Source organism: Citrobacter sp. R4 (genome assembly GCF_026719175.1).
Lineage (GTDB): Bacteria > Pseudomonadota > Gammaproteobacteria > Enterobacterales > Enterobacteriaceae > Citrobacter_A > Citrobacter_A sedlakii.
Genome location: NZ_JAPPSU010000002.1, coordinates 188,204 through 204,894, shown reverse-complemented (window position 1 = coordinate 204,894; position 16,691 = coordinate 188,204). Strand labels below are relative to the sequence as shown.

The 16,691-nt window shown below is 57.9% G+C and carries 18 protein-coding genes; 10 read left to right on the top strand and 8 right to left on the bottom strand.

The genetic code is table 11. The features are described from left to right. Positions 1-111 precede the first annotated feature (111 nt). The 5 genes from hypE to hypA all read right to left on the bottom strand — a co-directional run bounded on the left by hypE (position 112) and on the right by hypA (position 3,797). A complete protein-coding gene (gene hypE / locus OOJ60_RS06535) occupies positions 112-1,122 on the bottom strand; it encodes a hydrogenase maturation carbamoyl dehydratase HypE (RefSeq protein ID WP_205612274.1) in 1,011 nt (336 codons plus the stop codon). Next, positions 1,119-2,240, bottom strand: coding sequence for a hydrogenase formation protein HypD (gene hypD, locus OOJ60_RS06530; RefSeq protein WP_205612273.1), 1,122 nt, complete (start codon positions 2,238-2,240; stop codon positions 1,119-1,121). The genes hypE and hypD overlap by 4 nt, the downstream gene beginning before the upstream one ends. Beyond that, positions 2,240-2,512, bottom strand: a complete 273-nt coding sequence (hypC, locus tag OOJ60_RS06525; RefSeq protein ID WP_042288645.1) for a hydrogenase 3 maturation protein HypC — start codon at positions 2,510-2,512, stop codon at positions 2,240-2,242. The genes hypD and hypC overlap by 1 nt, the downstream gene beginning before the upstream one ends. Beyond that, positions 2,503-3,375 (bottom strand): hydrogenase nickel incorporation protein HypB, encoded by an 873-nt coding sequence (gene hypB / locus OOJ60_RS06520; protein WP_042288643.1) that lies wholly within the window; start codon positions 3,373-3,375, stop codon positions 2,503-2,505. The genes hypC and hypB overlap by 10 nt, the downstream gene beginning before the upstream one ends. A gap of 65 nt (positions 3,376-3,440) precedes the next feature. After that, the gene (gene hypA / locus OOJ60_RS06515) at positions 3,441-3,797 is read right to left on the bottom strand and encodes a hydrogenase maturation nickel metallochaperone HypA (RefSeq protein WP_042288638.1); all 357 of its coding nucleotides are present in this window, start codon (positions 3,795-3,797) and stop codon (positions 3,441-3,443) included. A gap of 210 nt (positions 3,798-4,007) precedes the next feature. Here hypA and hycA point away from each other — a divergent pair, with 210 nt between their 5' ends. The 9 genes from hycA to hycI all read left to right on the top strand — a co-directional run bounded on the left by hycA (position 4,008) and on the right by hycI (position 11,892). After that, positions 4,008-4,469, top strand: coding sequence for a formate hydrogenlyase regulator HycA (hycA, locus tag OOJ60_RS06510; RefSeq protein WP_042288635.1), 462 nt, complete (start codon positions 4,008-4,010; stop codon positions 4,467-4,469). A 146-nt stretch (positions 4,470-4,615) separates the two neighbouring features. Further along, complete coding sequence (gene hycB, locus OOJ60_RS06505; RefSeq protein ID WP_012907204.1) at positions 4,616-5,227, top strand: formate hydrogenlyase subunit HycB; 612 nt, start codon at positions 4,616-4,618, stop codon at positions 5,225-5,227. Then, complete coding sequence (hycC, locus tag OOJ60_RS06500; RefSeq protein ID WP_205612272.1) at positions 5,224-7,050, top strand: formate hydrogenlyase subunit 3; 1,827 nt, start codon at positions 5,224-5,226, stop codon at positions 7,048-7,050. The genes hycB and hycC overlap by 4 nt, the downstream gene beginning before the upstream one ends. A gap of 2 nt (positions 7,051-7,052) precedes the next feature. After that, positions 7,053-7,976 carry a respiratory chain complex I subunit 1 family protein gene (locus OOJ60_RS06495; RefSeq protein WP_042288625.1) on the top strand — a complete coding sequence of 308 codons (924 nt, stop codon included), beginning with the start codon at positions 7,053-7,055 and terminating at the stop codon, positions 7,974-7,976. Positions 7,977-7,993: 17 nt separating this feature from the next. Next, a complete protein-coding gene (gene hycE, locus OOJ60_RS06490) occupies positions 7,994-9,703 on the top strand; it encodes a formate hydrogenlyase subunit HycE (RefSeq protein ID WP_205612271.1) in 1,710 nt (569 codons plus the stop codon). Positions 9,704-9,712: 9 nt separating this feature from the next. After that, positions 9,713-10,255, top strand: a complete 543-nt coding sequence (gene hycF, locus OOJ60_RS06485; protein WP_042288620.1) for a formate hydrogenlyase subunit HycF — start codon at positions 9,713-9,715, stop codon at positions 10,253-10,255. Then, complete coding sequence (hycG, locus tag OOJ60_RS06480; RefSeq protein ID WP_205612270.1) at positions 10,255-11,022, top strand: formate hydrogenlyase subunit HycG; 768 nt, start codon at positions 10,255-10,257, stop codon at positions 11,020-11,022. The genes hycF and hycG overlap by 1 nt, the downstream gene beginning before the upstream one ends. Beyond that, complete coding sequence (locus OOJ60_RS06475) at positions 11,019-11,429, top strand: formate hydrogenlyase maturation HycH family protein (protein WP_042288612.1); 411 nt, start codon at positions 11,019-11,021, stop codon at positions 11,427-11,429. Before hycG ends, OOJ60_RS06475 begins: the two co-directional genes overlap by 4 nt. Continuing rightward, the gene (hycI, locus tag OOJ60_RS06470) at positions 11,422-11,892 is read left to right on the top strand and encodes a hydrogenase maturation peptidase HycI (protein WP_205612269.1); all 471 of its coding nucleotides are present in this window, start codon (positions 11,422-11,424) and stop codon (positions 11,890-11,892) included. The genes OOJ60_RS06475 and hycI overlap by 8 nt, the downstream gene beginning before the upstream one ends. A 150-nt stretch (positions 11,893-12,042) precedes the next feature. On the opposite strand, the gene OOJ60_RS06465 is transcribed toward hycI, so the two are convergent. The 3 genes from OOJ60_RS06465 to ascF form a co-directional block, all read right to left on the bottom strand. Then, positions 12,043-12,282 (bottom strand): SymE family type I addiction module toxin, encoded by a 240-nt coding sequence (locus tag OOJ60_RS06465; RefSeq protein ID WP_042288608.1) that lies wholly within the window; start codon positions 12,280-12,282, stop codon positions 12,043-12,045. Between the two features lie 161 nt (positions 12,283-12,443). Then, on the bottom strand, positions 12,444-13,868 hold the full coding sequence (locus OOJ60_RS06460) for a 6-phospho-beta-glucosidase (protein WP_060569415.1): 1,425 nt from the start codon (positions 13,866-13,868) through the stop codon (positions 12,444-12,446). 22 nt (positions 13,869-13,890) lie between these two features. After that, complete coding sequence (gene ascF, locus OOJ60_RS06455; protein ID WP_042288601.1) at positions 13,891-15,345, bottom strand: PTS cellobiose/arbutin/salicin transporter subunit IIBC; 1,455 nt, start codon at positions 15,343-15,345, stop codon at positions 13,891-13,893. A 265-nt stretch (positions 15,346-15,610) separates the two neighbouring features. On the opposite strand from ascF, the gene OOJ60_RS06450 reads away from it, so the two are divergent. Further along, positions 15,611-16,624: a LacI family DNA-binding transcriptional regulator gene (locus tag OOJ60_RS06450; RefSeq protein ID WP_060569416.1), complete on the top strand. Its 1,014-nt coding sequence runs from the start codon at positions 15,611-15,613 to the stop codon at positions 16,622-16,624. Positions 16,625-16,691 lie beyond the last annotated feature (67 nt).

The following is a 16,691-nucleotide window of genomic DNA, read 5'->3' as shown; positions in this document are numbered from 1 at the left end:
AGAAAAGTGAGTTAAATTATAGGTATTCTTTTGCGTTTATTGCGGGCCACTGGGTCGACCCGCTTGTACTGGCCGGACAAGCATTTAGCGTCATCCGGCAACATAACGAACTTAACAGATCCGCGGCAGCGGCTCGGCGTGCGGGAGATCGAGCGTTCGCTTCACGCCGTACAGACCCGCCAGCCGCACGCCTTTACGCTCGACCACGTCACCAATCAGCGCGGCGTCGCGCCCCAGCGGATGCGCATGCAGCGCCGCCAGCACCGCTTCTGCCGCATCACGTTCCACGGCAATCACCAGTTTGCCTTCGTTGGCAAAGTTGAGCGCGTCCAGCCCCAGCAGCTCGCATACTCCCCGAACGGCAGGCTTTACGGGAAGTGCGGATTCGGACAGCTCAATGCCATAACCGCAGGCGGCGGCAAATTCATGGACCACCGCGTTGACGCCGCCGCGGGTGGCGTCGCGCAGCGCCTTCACGCCCGGAATATCCCGCAGGGCCTGAATCAGCGGCGTCAGCACCGCGCAGTCGCTGACCAGTTCGCCGTCCAGCCCGAGCTGTTCGCGCAGGTTGAGGATAGTGGCGCCGTGGTCGCCAAGGGTGCCGCTGACCAGCAGCACATCGCCCGCAGACAGGGTTTGCGCGCCCCAGTGGATGCTGGCAGGAATCGCCCCCATTCCGGCGGTGTTGATAAACAGCTTGTCCGCCGCGCCGCGCTGCACGACTTTGGTGTCGCCGGTGACGATGGCGATATTTGCTTCGCGCGCGGTCGCCGCCATGCTGCTCACCACGGCTTTCAACGTCTCCATCGGCAGGCCTTCTTCAAGGATAAAGCCGCAGGAGAGATAGCGCGGAACAGCGCCGCTGACCGCCACGTCGTTGGCGGTGCCGCAGATCGCAAGCTTGCCGATATTGCCGCCGGGGAAAAACAGCGGGTCAATAACGTAGCTGTCGGTCGAAAAGGCCAGCCGATCGCCTTCGGCCACCAGTTGCGCCAGTTCCAGCCGCGCCTGGTCTTCCTGCTCGGCGAGCCACGGGTTGGCGAAGGCCTCCATAAACAGTCTGTTAATCAGCTGCTGCATGGCCTGTCCGCCGCTGCCGTGGGCGAGTTGTACGCTGTTCATGCTTCACACTCCTGCTGACGATACTGATACCAGGCGGCACATGCGCCTTCTGAAGACACCATCAACGCGCCAAATGCGCTTTCCGGGTTACAGGTTTTGCCAAACAACGGACACTGATGCGGCTTACATTTGCCGGTCAGCACTTCGCCACAGCGCGCGCGCGGGTCGTCGTAAACCTGCTGCGGCGCCGGACGGAAGTGGGTTTCAGCATCAAAACGCTGATAATCAGGCGTCAAATGCACGCCGGACGATTCAATCACCCCCAGACCGCGCCACTCGCTGTCGCCGGTCACGCAAAACACCTCGGCGATCGCCTGCTGCGCCAGCAGATTTCCGGCGTCGGGCACCACGCGGCGGTACTGGTTTTCCACCTGGCTGTGGGCCGCTATTTTCTGCTCAACCAGCATCACTACGCCTTGCAGTAGATCATGCGGTTCGAATCCGGCGACCACCAGCGGACGATCGAACTCATGTGCTATGAAATCATAGGCGTTGGTGCCAATCACCATGCTGACGTGGCCCGGCGCGAGGAACGCGTCGATGCCGTTGTCGGGCTGCTCAAGCAGGCTGCGCAGCGTCGGAATGAGGGTGATGTGCTGGCAGAAAAAGTAAAAGTTCTGCACGTCGCGCTGTTTCGCCTGCTGTAAGGTAATGGCTGTGGTTGGCATGGTGGTTTCAAAACCCAGACCGAAGAACACCACTTTGCGCGTCGGGTTTTCCTGCGCCAGTTTAAGGGCATCCATCGGCGAATAAACGATGCGCACATCCGCGCCGCGGGCTTTCGCCTGTAACAGCGACCCCTGTTTGCCGGGTACGCGCATGGCGTCGCCAAAGGTACAAAAAATCACCTCCGGGTGGCTGGCGATTTCAACGCAGCTGTCGATGCGCCCCATTGGCAGTACGCAGACCGGGCAGCCCGGGCCGTGAATGAATTCCACGTTCTCCGGCAGCAACTGGTCGAGACCAAACTTATAGATTGCGTGGGTATGACCGCCGCAGACTTCCATAATGCGCAGCGGACGTTCAGGGGTGTAAGGCAGCAGCGCGGCGCGTTCGCGCAGGTGCTCAATCAACTGCATCACCTGTTCCGGCGCGCGGTATTCGTCAACAAAACGCATTATTTTTCCTCGCCGTACAGCAAAGCGCCGACGTCCGGCTCTACATCAAACATGTTTTGTAGCGCGTCGAGGGTGTCGCGCGCTTCGGCTTCGTTGATGACGCTCATCGCGAAACCAACGTGCACCAGTACCCATTGACCGAGACGCGGCGCGCCGTTTTCGTCATGGCTGCCGACCAGCGTCAGGTCGACGTCGCGCTGGATGCCGCAGACGTCGACTTTGGCCTGGTTACCGTCAATGGCGCGGATTTGGCCGGGAACGCCTATGCACATCGCTGTGCCTCCAGCCAGTTGAGCCATTTCTCCATCCCTTCGCCGCTGGTGGCGGAAATGAGGATGATCTCGATGTCCGGGTTGACTTCCCGGGCGCTGGCCATGCATTTCTCTACGTCAAAATTGAGGTACGGTAGCAGATCGACTTTGTTAAGCAGCATTAACGAGGCGGCGGCAAACATATGCGGGTATTTCAGCGGTTTGTCTTCACCTTCGGTAACGGAAAGCACCGCGACCTTGTGGCGTTCGCCGAGATCGAAGCTGGCCGGGCAGACAAGGTTGCCGACGTTTTCGATAAACAGGATGCCGTTATCGTCAAGCGGTAAGCGTGGCGCGGCGTCGGCAATCATCTGTGCGTCGAGATGGCAGCCTTTGCCAGTGTTGACCTGAATCGCTGGCGTGCCGGTCGCGCGAATGCGCGCGGCATCGTTGACCGTTTGCTGGTCGCCCTCAATGACCGCGCAGGGAACCCGGTCTTTCAGCTTCATCAGCGTTTCGGTGAGCAGGGTGGTTTTACCGGAACCAGGGCTGGAGACGAGGTTGAGCACCAGGTGTTGACGGGCGGCGAAGCGGGCGCGGTTGCGCTCGGCCAGACGGTTATTTTTATCCAGCACGTCGATTTCTACTTCCAGCATGCGGCGCTGGCTCATGCCCGGCGCGTGGGTGCCGGCTTCGCCGTGTCCGTAATGCAGATCGCCTTCTTCGCTCTGGCTCGGGGTGAAGGCAGACGTTTTAATACCGGTAATATTCAGCGCCGGGCGGGCTGCCGGGGCAAAAGGCGCGCTACGAAACGCCGAATGCGGGTTATGCTCATCACCCTCTATATAAAGGTTGCCTTCAGCGCAACCGCACGTTGTACACATTGCTCACTCCTGGTCTCTTTCTTGTTACAGGCTTTCTGCCGGATAAGGCGCAACCGCCGCCCGGCTTAATCTTCTGTTCCATCAATTTCAATTCGCCGAATCTGTAAGCCGTCGTCTGCCACGATGCGTAGCGTATCGCTGTTGCATTGCGGACAACGGCGTACGCGGTGGGTCAGTAACGTGACGTATTCCTGACAGCACTCGCACCAGCATTCGGCTTCTTGCTGTTCGAGGTGCAGTTTACAACCTTCCGCAACAGTGCCACGGCATACCAGATCAAAACAAAAGGAGAGAGCGCTGCTTTCAACGCAAGAAAATGCGCCAATTTTGAGCCAGACCCCAGTTATGCGTTTTGCGCCATGCGCAGCGGCCTGCTGTTCGATCAATTCCAGCGCCCGCTGGCAAAGGGTGATTTCGTGCATGTTGCCTCCCGATGTGATGGCCAGGGTTAAGCAATAAGCGTGCCAGCATGATTATTGTTAAGGCTCGCTGATGACGACGATGACGAAATGACATGTCATTCGCGCGACGAAAGCGAAGGGTAAATTTTAAAAATTATTAAAAACAAAGAGTTAAAAAGTGGCATGGAATATGCTTATGGCTGGCTATCTCAGTTAAACGGGTAACCTGTCATGACTATTTGGGAAATAAGCGAAAAAGCCGACTACATCGCGCAGCGGCATCGTCGCCTACAGGACCAGTGGCATATTTACTGCAATTCGCTGGTCCAGGGGATCACCCTGTCAAAAGCGCGGCTGCATCATGCGATGAGCTGCGCGCCGGATAAAGACCTGTGCTTCGTCCTGTTCGAACACTTTCGCATCTACGTGACGATGGCGGAGGGCTTTAACAGCCACACCATTGAATACTACGTCGAAACGAAAGACGGTGAAGATAAACAGTTGATTGCGCAAGCCCAGCTCAGCATTGAAGGCAGTGTGGACGGTCGGATCAGCAACCGCGACCGCGAGCAGGTGCTGGAACACTATCTCGACAAAATCGCCAGCGTTTATGACCGTCTGTATGCCGCCGTCGAGAGCGGTTCGCCGATCAATCTGAGCCAACTGGCGGCGGGTGAAAGCCCGGCAGCGTAAGACCGGGACACGACCCGTTTGACATCGTGACGTCGCCGTACGTGTCGTCACGGGAATTTTTAGGGACAGGTGTGTCGATAAGTGTCGAAAATGACATTTCATCGCCATCTTTTCGTCAAAAATGACTATCACCTGAGGAATGCCTGGTGAATCGTTTTGTAATTGCTGACTCCACGCTCTGTATCGGCTGCCACACCTGTGAAGCCGCCTGTTCAGAGACGCATCGCCAGCACGGCCTGCAGTCTATGCCGCGCCTGAAAGTGATGCTTAACGAAAAAGAATCTGCGCCGCAGCTGTGCCACCATTGTGAAGACGCGCCCTGCGCCACCGTGTGTCCGGTTAACGCCATTAACCGGGTGGATGGCGCCGTACAGCTTAATGAAAGCCTGTGCGTCAGCTGCAAACTGTGCGGCATCGCCTGCCCGTTTGGCGCCATTGAATTTTCCGGCAGCCGACCGCTGCATATTCCGGCGAACGCGAATACACCAAAAGCGCCGCCCGCGCCACCCGCGCCGGCTCGCGTCAGCACGCTGCTGGACTGGGTGCCTGGCGTACGGGCTATCGCGGTGAAGTGCGATCTGTGCAGCTTCGACGAACAAGGCCCGGCCTGCGTGCGGATGTGTCCGACCAAAGCCCTGCATCTGGTAAATAACATGGATATCGCCCGCGCCAGCAAACGTAAGCGTGAGCTGACCTTTAACACCGATTTCGGCGATCTCACCTTGTTTCAGCAGGCTCAGAGTGGGGATGCAAAATGAGCGCAATTTCATTAGTCACCAGCGGCGTGGCCTGGTTCGCCGCCGCCGCGGTTCTGGCATTTCTGTTTTCGTTTCATAAAGCGCTGAGCGGCTGGATCGCCGGGGTTGGCGGCGCGGTCGGCAGCCTGTGTGCGGCTGGCGCGGGTTTTACGGTGCTCATCAGCGCAACTGCCGTCAGCGGCCTTATGCCGGCGATCGGTCATAGCGTACAAATCACCCCGCTGAATGCGATCTGGCTGATCACCCTCGGACTGTGCGGACTGTTCGTCAGCCTCTATAACATCGACTGGCATCGTCACCCGCAGGTTAACGCTAACGGCCTGTTGGTGAACCTGCTGATGGCGGCGGCAGTTTGCGCGGTGGTGGCCAGTAACCTCGGCACACTGGTGGTGATGGCGGAAATTATGGCGCTGTGCGCTGTGTTCCTGACCGGATGCAGTAAAGAGGGCAAGCTGTGGTTTGCGCTGGGGCGTCTCGGTACGCTGCTGCTGGCGATCGCCTGCTGGCTGGTGTGGCAGCGCTACGGCACGCTGGAACTGCGTCTGCTGGACGTGCGCACCCAGACGCTACCGCTGGGCTCGGATATCTGGCTGCTTGGCGTCATCGGCTTTGGCCTGCTGGCAGGGATTATTCCGCTGCACGGCTGGGTGCCGCAGGCGCACGCAAACGCCAGCGCGCCAGCCGCGGCGCTGTTCTCTGGCGTGGTCATGAAGGTCGGACTGCTGGGCATCCTGTCGCTGTCGCTGATTGGCGGCAACGCGCCGCTGTGGTGGGGCGTTACGCTGCTGGTGCTTGGGATGATCACTGCTTTTGTCGGTGGTCTGTATGCGCTGATGGAACATAACATCCAGCGTCTGCTGGCTTACCACACGCTGGAAAACATCGGCATTATCCTGCTCGGTCTCGGCGCGGGCATCACCGGCATTGCACTGAATCAACCGGCGTTAATTGCGCTGGGGCTGACCGGCGGGCTGTATCACCTGGTGAACCACAGCCTGTTTAAAAGCGTACTGTTTTTGGGGGCTGGCAGCATCTGGTTCCGTACCGGTCACCGCGACATTGAAAAGCTGGGCGGCATCGGTAAGCGTATGCCAGTCATTTCTGTCGCGATGCTGGTGGGGTTGATGGCGATGGCCGCGCTGCCGCCGCTGAACGGCTTCGCAGGTGAGTGGGTGATCTATCAATCGTTCTTCAAACTGGGTACCAGCGGGGCCTTTGTGGGTCGCCTGCTGGGGCCGCTGCTGGCGGTTGGCCTGGCGATTACCGGCGCGCTGGCGGTGATGTGTATGGCGAAAGTGTTTGGCGTCGCCTTCCTTGGCGCACCGCGCACTAAAGAAGCGGAAAACGCCTGCTGTGCGCCGATCCTGATGGGCGTAAGCGTGGTGGCGCTGGCGATTTGCTGCGTGCTGGGCGGCGTCGCCGCGCCGTGGCTGCTGCCGATGATCGCCACAGCCGTTCCGCTACCGCTGGAAACGGCGAACACCACGGTTTCACAACCCATGATCGCACTGCTGCTGATCGCCTGTCCGCTGCTGCCGTTCATCATCATGGCAATGTTTAAGGGCAACCGCCTGCCGTCACGTTCGCGCGGTGCGGCGTGGGTCTGCGGTTACGATCATGAGCAGTCGATGGTCATTACCGCGCACGGCTTTGCCATGCCGGTGAAGGAGGCTTTCGCGCCCGTCCTCAAACTGCGCAAATGGCTGAATCCGGTTTCGCTGGTGCCGGGCTGGCAGAACGCGGCGGCGCCGTTGCTGTTCCGTCGCCTGGCGCTGATTGAACTGGTGGTACTGGTGGTGATTGTGGTTTCACGAGGAGCCTGAGAATGAGTGTCTTATATCCGTTAATTCAGGCGCTGGTGTTATTTGCCGCTGCGCCGCTGTTGTCCGGCGTGACCCGCGTGGCGCGCGCCCGTCTGCACAATCGCCGCGGGCCGGGCGTTCTGCAGGAGTATCGCGACATTATCAAACTGCTCGGTCGACAAAGCATCGCCCCTGCCGACTCCGGCTGGGTGTTTCGTCTGACGCCGTTTGTGATGGTTGGCGTGATGCTGACTATCGCCACCGCGCTGCCGGTGGTGACCGTCGGTTCGCCGCTGCCGCAACTGGGCGATCTGATCACCCTGATTTACCTGTTCGCCATCGCCCGTTTCTTTTTCGCCATCGCCGGTCTGGATACCGGCAGTCCGTTCACCGCCATCGGTGCCAGCCGTGAAGCGATGCTCGGCGTGCTGGTGGAGCCGATTCTGCTGCTGGGGCTGTGGGTCGCCGCGCAGGTGGCGGGTTCCACCCACATCAGCAATATCACCGATACGATTTACCACTGGCCTGCGGCCCGCAGTATCCCGCTGATCCTCGCGCTGTGCGCCTGCGCGTTCGCCACCTTTATCGAGATGGGCAAACTGCCGTTTGACCTGGCGGAAGCGGAGCAGGAGTTGCAGGAAGGCCCGCTGACGGAATACAGCGGTAGCGGCTTTGCGGTACTGAAATGGGGCATCAGCCTCAAGCAACTGGTGGTGTTGCAGATGTTCGTCGGCGTGTTCCTGCCGTGGGGGCAAATGGAAACGTTCAGCATGGGCGGTCTGCTGCTGGCGCTGGTGATTGCCGTCGCCAAGCTGTTCATCGGCGTGCTGGCGATCGCCCTGTTCGAAAACAGCATGGCGCGTTTGCGTTTTTGCGCCACTTCCCGCGTGACCTGGGCTGGTTTTGGGTTTGCGTTTTTAGCGTTCGTCTCCTTGCTGGTGGCGTGATTGAAGAGAGTTTGAGCATGTCTGAAGAAAAATTAGGTCAACACTACCTTGCGGCACTGCACCAGGCTTTTCCTGGCGTGGTGCTGGACGAAGCCTGGCAGACCCGAGATCAGCTCACCCTTACCGTGAAGGTGAATTACCTGCCGGAAGTGGTTGAGTTTCTCTACTATAAACAGGGCGGCTGGCTCTCGGTCTTATTTGGTAATGACGAACGCCAGCTGTGCGGGCATTACGCGGTTTACTACGTGCTGTCGATGGAGCAGGGCCAGAAGTGCTGGATCACAGTGCGTGTGGAAGTGGACCCGAACAAACCGGAATATCCATCTGTTACGCCGCGCGTGCCCGCTGCCGTCTGGGGCGAGCGCGAAGTGCGCGATATGTACGGGCTGATCCCGGTCGGCCTGCCGGATGAGCGCCGTCTGGTGCTGCCGGACGACTGGCCGGACGAACTCTACCCACTGCGTAAAGACAGCATGGACTATCGCCAGCGCCCCGCGCCGACGACCGTCGCTGAAACCTACGAATTTATCAACGAGTTGGGCGACAAGAAAAATAACGTGGTGCCGATCGGCCCACTGCATGTCACCTCTGACGAGCCGGGACACTTCCGCCTGTTCGTTGACGGTGAAAACATTATCGACGCTGACTACCGTCTGTTCTACGTCCACCGCGGCATGGAAAAGCTGGCGGAAACCCGTATGGGTTACAACGAGGTGACTTTCCTTTCGGATCGCGTATGCGGTATCTGCGGTTTCGCTCACAGCACCGCCTACACCACTTCCGTTGAAAACGCGATGGGCATTCAGGTGCCGGAACGCGCGCAGATGATCCGCGCCATTCTGCTGGAGGTGGAGCGTCTGCACTCCCATCTTCTGAACCTCGGTCTGGCCTGTCACTTCACCGGGTTTGACTCCGGCTTTATGCAGTTTTTCCGCGTGCGTGAAACCTCCATGAAAATGGCGGAGATCCTCACTGGCGCGCGTAAAACTTACGGTCTTAATCTGATCGGCGGAATTCGTCGTGACCTGCTGAAGGACGACATGATCCAGACCCGTCAACTGGCCCAGCAGATGCGTCGCGACGTACAGGAACTGGTGGATATGCTGCTCAGCACGCCCAACATGGAGCAGCGCACCGTGGGTATCGGTCGTCTTGACCCGGAAATTGCCCGCGACTTCAGCAACGTCGGCCCGATGGTGCGCGCCAGCGGTCATGCCCGTGATACCCGCGCCGATCACCCGTTCGTTGGTTACGGTCTGCTGCCGATGGAAGTCCACAGTGAGCAAGGCTGCGACGTGATTTCTCGTCTGAAAGTGCGTATTAACGAGGTTTACACTTCGTTGAACATGATCGACTTCGGCCTGGACAACCTGCCGGGCGGCCCGCTGATGGTGGAAGGGTTCACCTACATTCCGCACCGCTTCGCGCTGGGCTTCTCGGAAGCGCCACGTGGGGATGATATCCACTGGAGCATGACCGGCGACAACCAGAAGTTGTACCGCTGGCGCTGCCGTGCGGCAACCTACGCCAACTGGCCGACCCTGCGTTACATGCTGCGCGGCAACACCGTTTCCGACGCGCCGCTGATTATCGGTAGCCTCGATCCTTGCTACTCCTGTACCGACCGCATGACCGTGGTTGATGTGCGCAAGAAGAAAAGCAAGGTCGTGCCGTACAAAGAACTTGAGCGCTACAGCATTGAGCGTAAAAACTCGCCGCTGAAATAAGGAGTCGCCATGTTTACCTTTATCAAAAAAGTGATTAAAACCGGCGCGCCGACGTCGTCTTATCCGCTGGAGCCGATTGCGGTTGATAAAAATTTCCGCGGCAAACCGGAGCACAACCCGCAGCAGTGCATTGGCTGCGCGGCCTGTGTTAACGCCTGTCCGTCGAATGCGCTGACCGTTGAAACCGATCTGGCCGCTAATGAACTGGCCTGGCAGTTCAATCTCGGACGCTGCATTTTCTGCGGGCGCTGTGAAGAAGTCTGCCCGACGGCGGCGATCCGGCTTTCTCAGGAATATGAACTGGCGGTGTGGAAAAAAGAGGATTTCCTGCAGCAGTCTCGCTTTGCGCTGTGCAACTGCCGCGTATGCAACCGTCCTTTCGCGGTGCAAAAGGAGATCGACTACGCCATCGCCCTACTGAAGCATAACGGCGACAGCCGTGCGGAGCATCACCGTGAAAGTTTTGAGACCTGCCCGGACTGCAAGCGTCAGAAATGCCTGGTGCCGTCCGACCGTATTGAACTGACTCGCCATATGAAAGAGGCCAGCTGATGAGCACATTATTAGGCCCACGCGACGCCAACGGCATTCCGGTGCCGATGACGGTGGACGAATCAATCGCCAGCATGAAGGCGTCGTTACTGAAAAACATCAAGCGTTCGGCTTACGTTTACCGCGTGGACTGTGGCGGCTGTAACGGCTGCGAAATAGAAATTTTCGCCACCCTGTCACCGTTGTTTGACGCCGAACGCTTCGGCATCAAGGTAGTTCCGTCGCCGCGCCATGCGGACATACTGCTGTTTACCGGCGCGGTGACCCGCGCGATGCGTTCACCTGCGCTGCGCGCATGGCAGTCCGCGCCGGACCCGAAGATTTGCATCTCTTATGGCGCATGCGGCAACAGCGGCGGGATTTTCCACGACCTGTACTGCGTCTGGGGCGGTACCGATAAAATCGTGCCGGTCGATGTCTACATTCCGGGCTGTCCTCCCACCCCTGCGGCAACGCTGTACGGTTTTGCGATGGCGCTGGGGCTGCTGGAGCAAAAAATCCGTGCGCGCGCGCCGGGGGAATGTGACGAACAGGCGGCGGAAATTTTGCATCCTGACATGGTGCAGCCGCTGCGTGTGAAGGTGGATCGCGCGGCGCGCCGACTGGCGGGTTACCGTTATGGGCGACAGATCGCCGACGATTATCTCAACCAGTTAGGTAAAGGAGAGCATCAGGTGGCGCGCTGGCTGGAGGCGGAAAACGATCCGCGCCTGACCGAGATCGTTACCCATCTGAACCAGGTTGTTGAAGAGGCTCGCATCCGATGAGTGAAACGGTGGTGTTCAGTCAACTGAGCCGTAAGTTTATTGATGAGAACGATGCAACGCCCGCCGAGGCGCAGCAGGTTGTCTATTACAGCCTGGCGATTGGTCACCACCTGGGGGTCATCGACTGCCTGGAGGCGGCGTTGACCTGCCCATGGGATGCGTATCTTGCATGGATTGCCACGCTGGAAGCAGGCAGTGAAGCTCGGCGGAAAATGGAAGGGGTGCCGAAGTACGGCGAGATCGTGATCGATTTTAATCATGTGCAAATGCTGGCGCGGGCGTTTGACAACGCGCTCGCGCGGCAAACTCCGCAGCAGCAGGCGTGGAGTAAACAAATGCTCGGCATGTTGCATGATATTCACCAGGAAAGCGCCATTTATCTGATGGTGAGGAGGCTGCGTGACTGATGTTTTATTGTGCGTCGGTAACAGTATGATGGGCGACGATGGCGCGGGTCCGCTGCTGGCGGAGAAATGCGCCGCCCAGCCACAGGGAGGTTGGGTCGTGATTGACGGCGGTAGCGCGCCAGAAAACGACATCGTGGCGATCCGCGAGCTGCGACCGGATCTGCTGCTGATCGTCGACGCGACCGATATGGGACTGAATCCCGGAGAGATCCGCGTTATCGATCCTGATGACATCGCCGAAATGTTCATGATGACCACCCATAATATGCCGCTGAACTATCTCATCGACCAGCTCAGAGACGATGTCGGCGAAGTGATATTCTTAGGCATTCAGCCGGATATCGTCGGTTTTTATTATCCGATGACCCAGCCGATCAAGGATGCGGTGGAAACCGTCTATCAACGCCTTGCCGGATGGGAAGGGCACGGCGGTTTCGCTCAGCTTGAGACGCAGGAGGCGTGATTTCAGGCGACTGAAAACGCGAAAGCACATTGCCGGATAGCGCTGTCAGCGCCTGATCCGGCAAACGGTTCTCCATCAATTCAGTGCGTCAGGCGGATAAGCGAAACATCATCAGGCTTCTGTGGTTGTCTCCGCGCTATGCCGTGCTCTTTACTCTTTCGCCTGCTCAATAATCAGTTTTCCGTGCATTACCGCCACATTAACGATCGTTCCGGTGGGAAACCCCGCCTGTTCCAGCCAGTCTCCGTTGATGGTCAACGATGCGTGCCGACTGTAGCGCCGCGTATTACCGGTTTTACGATCTTCATGCCGCTTGCGGACATAGCTGACCTTTAAGCGACGAAACGGTTTACTGATTGCGGCATTATGCGTGTCAGTTTCAAACGTCATAAACGATTCCTTGTTACCACGGTGGATGTGATTACTGTATAAAATGCCAGTAAAAATGCGTCGGGGCAAACCTGAAACTGGAAGGCGGATTCCGTAATTTAAATGCAAGAGATGTAACGAAAGGGAAGGAACTGCCGGATAAGGGTCATCCGGCAATCTGGTTACGCCAGGTCTTCGCCGTTGCTGGCAATCACTTTTTTGTACCACCAGAACGACTTTTTACGGGTTCGTTCGAGGGTGCCGTTTCCGGCGTCGTCGCGGTCGACGTAGACAAAACCGTAGCGCTTGCTCATCTCACCGGTCGACGCAGACACCAGGTCAATGCAGCCCCAGGTGGTGTAGCCCATCAGCGGTACGCCATCCTCAATGGCGTCGGCCATGGCGCGGATATGTTCACGCAGGTAGCTGATACGGTAATCGTCGTTAATTTCACCGTTCACACCGATCTCATCTTTGGCGCCGAGGCCGTTTTCCACCAGGAACAGCGGCTTCTGATAGCGGTCATACATCATGTTCATAGTGATGCGCAGACCGAGCGGGTCGATGCCCCAGCCCCAGTCACTGACCTGAAGATAGGGGTTGCGCAGCGATTTAACCACGTTAGCCGCACGGGTGTTTTGCGTGTTCATCTCCGCCGACGCACAACGCGAGGCGTAGTAGCTGAACGACACGAAATCGACGGTATTTTTCAGGATCGCATCATCTTCCGGCGCTTTCTCAATCACCACGCCTTTCTCACGAAACACGCGAGCGGAATAAGCCGGGTAGGCGCCGCGCGCCTGTACGTCGATAAAGAACAGGTTTTCGCGGTCTTTCTCCAGCGCCATCCATACGTCCTCCGGTTTGCAAGAGTAAGGATAAAAATTACCGCCCGCCAGCATACAGCCAACCTGGTTCTGCGGGTTAATGTCATGGGCGATTTGGGTCGCCAGCGCGCTGGCGATCAGCTCATGATGGGCGGCCTGATATTTCACCTGATCCGGATTCTCGCCTTCTTCAAACACCAGACCGGCCCCCGAAAAGGGACTGTGCAGCATGATGTTAATTTCATTGAAGGTCAGCCAGTATTTCACCAGACCGTCAAACGCTTCAAAGCAGGTGCGCGCGTAGCGGGTGAAGAAGTCCACCATTTTGCGGTTGCGCCACGAGCCGTATTGCGTGACCAGATGCATTGGCACGTCGAAGTGGCAGAGAGTGACCAGCGGTTCGATACCGTACTTTTTACATTCGGCAAAAACGGCGCGGTAAAAGGCAATTCCCTCTGCGTTGGGCGTCAGTTCGTCGCCGTTCGGGTAAATGCGGCTCCAGGCGATCGAGGTGCGAAAAACGGTGAAGCCCATTTCCGCCATGAGCGCAATATCCTCTTTGTAGCGATGGTAAAAGTCGATCGCCTCATGGCTTGGGTAAAACTCGTCATTCCGCAGTTCGAAACGCTTTTCCAGACCCAGCTTAACCGGCATGCGATGCTCGCCGTGCGGGATCATATCCACGGTGGCCAGCCCTTTGCCGCCTTCGCGATACGCCCCTTCAGACTGGTTAGCGGCGAGCGCGCCGCCCCATAAGAATCCTTGCGGAAATACAGACATAGTAAACCTCAGTTAATGCCAGTCAGACGCTGGCCTCTTTTGCAGTGTTCGGTTGGGCGCCGTGGTGTTTCCGCGCCTGCGCGGCAGCGTCTTCAACGGGGAGGTCTTCAAAGCCGAGCAGTAACGTCAGCACGAATGACAGCACCACCGCCAGCGCCATGACGCCAAACACCCAGACAATGGTCATCGGATTGGTGGGATCAAAGAACTGTACGCTGGTAAACAGGCCTGGCGCCGCCATGGAGTGGCTGGCGAGCCCCGCCATACCGGCGACCGCGCCGCAGATAAAGCCGCTAATAAGGCTTGCGATCAGCGGACGTTTCAAACGTACCGCCACGCCGTACAGCGCCGGTTCGGAAATGCCCGCCATGATGGCGGAGGCGGCAGCGGCCAGCGCGGTCTGCCGCAGCTCCGGGTTTTTAGTTTTCCATGCCACGGCAAGGGAGGAGCCGCCCAATGACAGGTTCGCGCCGATTTCAGAGGGCATCACCATGCCTTCTTTGCCCGTTTCGGCGATGGTCTGAATGATGGTCGGCGTGAAAACGCGGTGCATCCCGGTCATCACCAGCAGCGGCCAGAGCGCCCCCATAATGGCGACGGAGAGCCAGCCAAGATAGCCGTGAATGGTGTAGACCAGCGCAGAGATCGCGCTTCCGATCCAGATCCCAATCGGCCCGATCAGGACGATAGCGAGCGGGGCGGCAATCAGCACGATCAGCATCGGTTTAAGGAAGTTTTTGGTGACCGCAGGCGTAATGCGATCGACCCAGCGTTCGATGTACGACAAGCACCAGGTCATCACCAGCGCCGGGATGACCGTATAGGTATATTTCACCGCCGTGACCGGGATCAGGGCAAACTCCACATGCTCGCCCTGCGCCGCTTTCGCCATCAGGTCGATAAAGCTCGGATGCACCAGCACGCCCGCAATCGCGATGGCCAGCGACATATTGGTTTTGAATTTGATGGCGGCGGACGCGGCGACCATCAGCGGCAGGAAGAAGAACGCGCCGTCGCCAATCACCGTCAGAAGTGTCAGAGTGGAGGAGCCTTTCTCCAGTACGCCAGTCATCTCAAGGATCATGGCCAGCAGTTTCAGCATTGATCCGCCGATAATCGCCGGGATCAGCGGCGACATGGTGCCGATCAGCGCATCAAGGATCCCCGCGCCTATCCGCTTCAGCGTCAGTTTCGGTTTCCCTTCGGGTTCTGCGGGCTGCATTTCGCCCGGCAGCAGGCTGACGACGTCGCGATAAGCCTGGGACACGGTATTGCCGATGATCACCTGGCACTGGTTGTCACTGCGAACAACGCCGAGTACGCCGCTGATGGATTTCAACGTGGCGCCGTCAACCTGCGAATCATCTTTGATCACGAAACGCAGGCGCGTCATGCAGTGCGTCACTGCGCTGATATTGTCGACGCCGCCCAGAGCCGTCACCACGGCGCGCGCCAGCGCTGCATAGTTTTTTGACATAGGATTTTTATCCTGTTTTATCAGTAGGGTACGTTTAATTTATGCCGTACGGTCGGGTGAGCGAGCGTCGGTTACGAAACGCTTATGAGAAACCGGTTCCACAAAATCATGAATAGTTTGTCTTTGTTCGGCAATAGATAAAAATTACTATTTTTCATAAATGTGATTTTTATCACTTATGTTTTTTGCCTCTGTTTTACCATCAGGGACAACCACGCAGCGGTGCAGTACACTGCGTCACATTGCGGGAAAAGGAAGATAAAATATGACGACGATGCTGGAGGTAGCGAAGCGGGCCGGGGTGTCGAAAGCGACGGTTTCGCGGGTGCTTTCAGGGAATGGCTACGTCAGCCAGGAGACAAAAGATCGCGTGTTTCAGGCGGTAGAAGAAAGCGGTTATCGTCCCAATCTTCTGGCGCGCAGTCTGGCGGCGAAATCCACCCAGACGCTCGGCCTGGTGGTGACCAATACCCTTTATTATGGCGTCTATTTTAGCGAGCTCTTGTTTCATACCGCGCGGATGGCGGAGGACAAAGGACGTCAGTTGCTGTTGGCCGATGGTAAACACAGCGCCAGGGAAGAGCGCCAGGCGATTCAGTACCTGCTGGATTTGCGCTGCGACGCGATCATGATTTATCCGCGTTTTCTCAGCGTCGATGAGATCGATGAGATCATTGATAGCCATTCGCAACCGATTATGGTGCTGAACCGCCGGCTGCGTAAAAACAGCAGCCACTGCGTCTGGTGCGATCACAAGCAAACCAGTTTCAACGCGGTGGCGGAACTGATTGCTGCCGGGCACCGGCACATCGCCTTTATTACCGGCTCGATGGATTCGCCCACCGGGGTTGAGCGTTTGTCAGGCTATAAAGACGCGCTGACCCGACACGGTATCGCCGTCGACGAACGACTGATCGTCAAAGGTAAATGGACGCCAGCCTGCGGCGCGGCGGGGGTAAAAACGCTGCTTTCGCGCAATGTGGCCTTTACCGCGCTGGTCGCCAGTAATGACGACATGGCGATCGGCGCGATGAAGCAGCTACACGACAGCGGGCTGGCGGTACCGGCGCAGGTGTCGGTGATCGGTTTCGATGACATTGCGTTGGCGCCGTATACCCTTCCGGCGCTTTCCAGCGTGAAGATCCCGGTGACCGAGATGATTCAGGAAACCATGGGGCGTCTCATCTTTATGCTCGATGGCGGGGCGTTCACGCCGCCGAAGACCTTTACCGGTACGCTTATCCCACGTGATTCCCTGATTTCCCGCTCGGGTCAGTAAGGGTTGTCATCCGTCATCGTCATTCGTGACGATGACACCTTTCTGGTGGGCTAATTTTTTTAAATTG

Bases quoted from the DNA above. Each gene is read 5' to 3' on its own strand.
- hypE (WP_205612274.1), bottom strand. From the start codon at position 1,122: ATGAACAGCGTACAACTCGCCCACGGCAGCGGCGGACAGGCCATGCAG.
- hypD (WP_205612273.1), bottom strand. From the start codon at position 2,240: ATGCGTTTTGTTGACGAATACCGCGCGCCGGAACAGGTGATGCAGTTG.
- hypC (WP_042288645.1), bottom strand. From the start codon at position 2,512: ATGTGCATAGGCGTTCCCGGCCAAATCCGCGCCATTGACGGTAACCAG.
- hypB (WP_042288643.1), bottom strand. From the start codon at position 3,375: ATGTGTACAACGTGCGGTTGCGCTGAAGGCAACCTTTATATAGAGGGT.
- hypA (WP_042288638.1), bottom strand. From the start codon at position 3,797: ATGCACGAAATCACCCTTTGCCAGCGGGCGCTGGAATTGATCGAACAG.
- hycA (WP_042288635.1), top strand. From the start codon at position 4,008: ATGACTATTTGGGAAATAAGCGAAAAAGCCGACTACATCGCGCAGCGG.
- hycC (WP_205612272.1), top strand. From the start codon at position 5,224: ATGAGCGCAATTTCATTAGTCACCAGCGGCGTGGCCTGGTTCGCCGCC.
- OOJ60_RS06495 (WP_042288625.1), top strand. From the start codon at position 7,053: ATGAGTGTCTTATATCCGTTAATTCAGGCGCTGGTGTTATTTGCCGCT.
- hycE (WP_205612271.1), top strand. From the start codon at position 7,994: ATGTCTGAAGAAAAATTAGGTCAACACTACCTTGCGGCACTGCACCAG.
- hycF (WP_042288620.1), top strand. From the start codon at position 9,713: ATGTTTACCTTTATCAAAAAAGTGATTAAAACCGGCGCGCCGACGTCG.
- hycG (WP_205612270.1), top strand. From the start codon at position 10,255: ATGAGCACATTATTAGGCCCACGCGACGCCAACGGCATTCCGGTGCCG.
- OOJ60_RS06475 (WP_042288612.1), top strand. From the start codon at position 11,019: ATGAGTGAAACGGTGGTGTTCAGTCAACTGAGCCGTAAGTTTATTGAT.
- OOJ60_RS06465 (WP_042288608.1), bottom strand. From the start codon at position 12,282: ATGACGTTTGAAACTGACACGCATAATGCCGCAATCAGTAAACCGTTT.
- OOJ60_RS06460 (WP_060569415.1), bottom strand. From the start codon at position 13,868: ATGTCTGTATTTCCGCAAGGATTCTTATGGGGCGGCGCGCTCGCCGCT.
- ascF (WP_042288601.1), bottom strand. From the start codon at position 15,345: ATGTCAAAAAACTATGCAGCGCTGGCGCGCGCCGTGGTGACGGCTCTG.
- OOJ60_RS06450 (WP_060569416.1), top strand. From the start codon at position 15,611: ATGACGACGATGCTGGAGGTAGCGAAGCGGGCCGGGGTGTCGAAAGCG.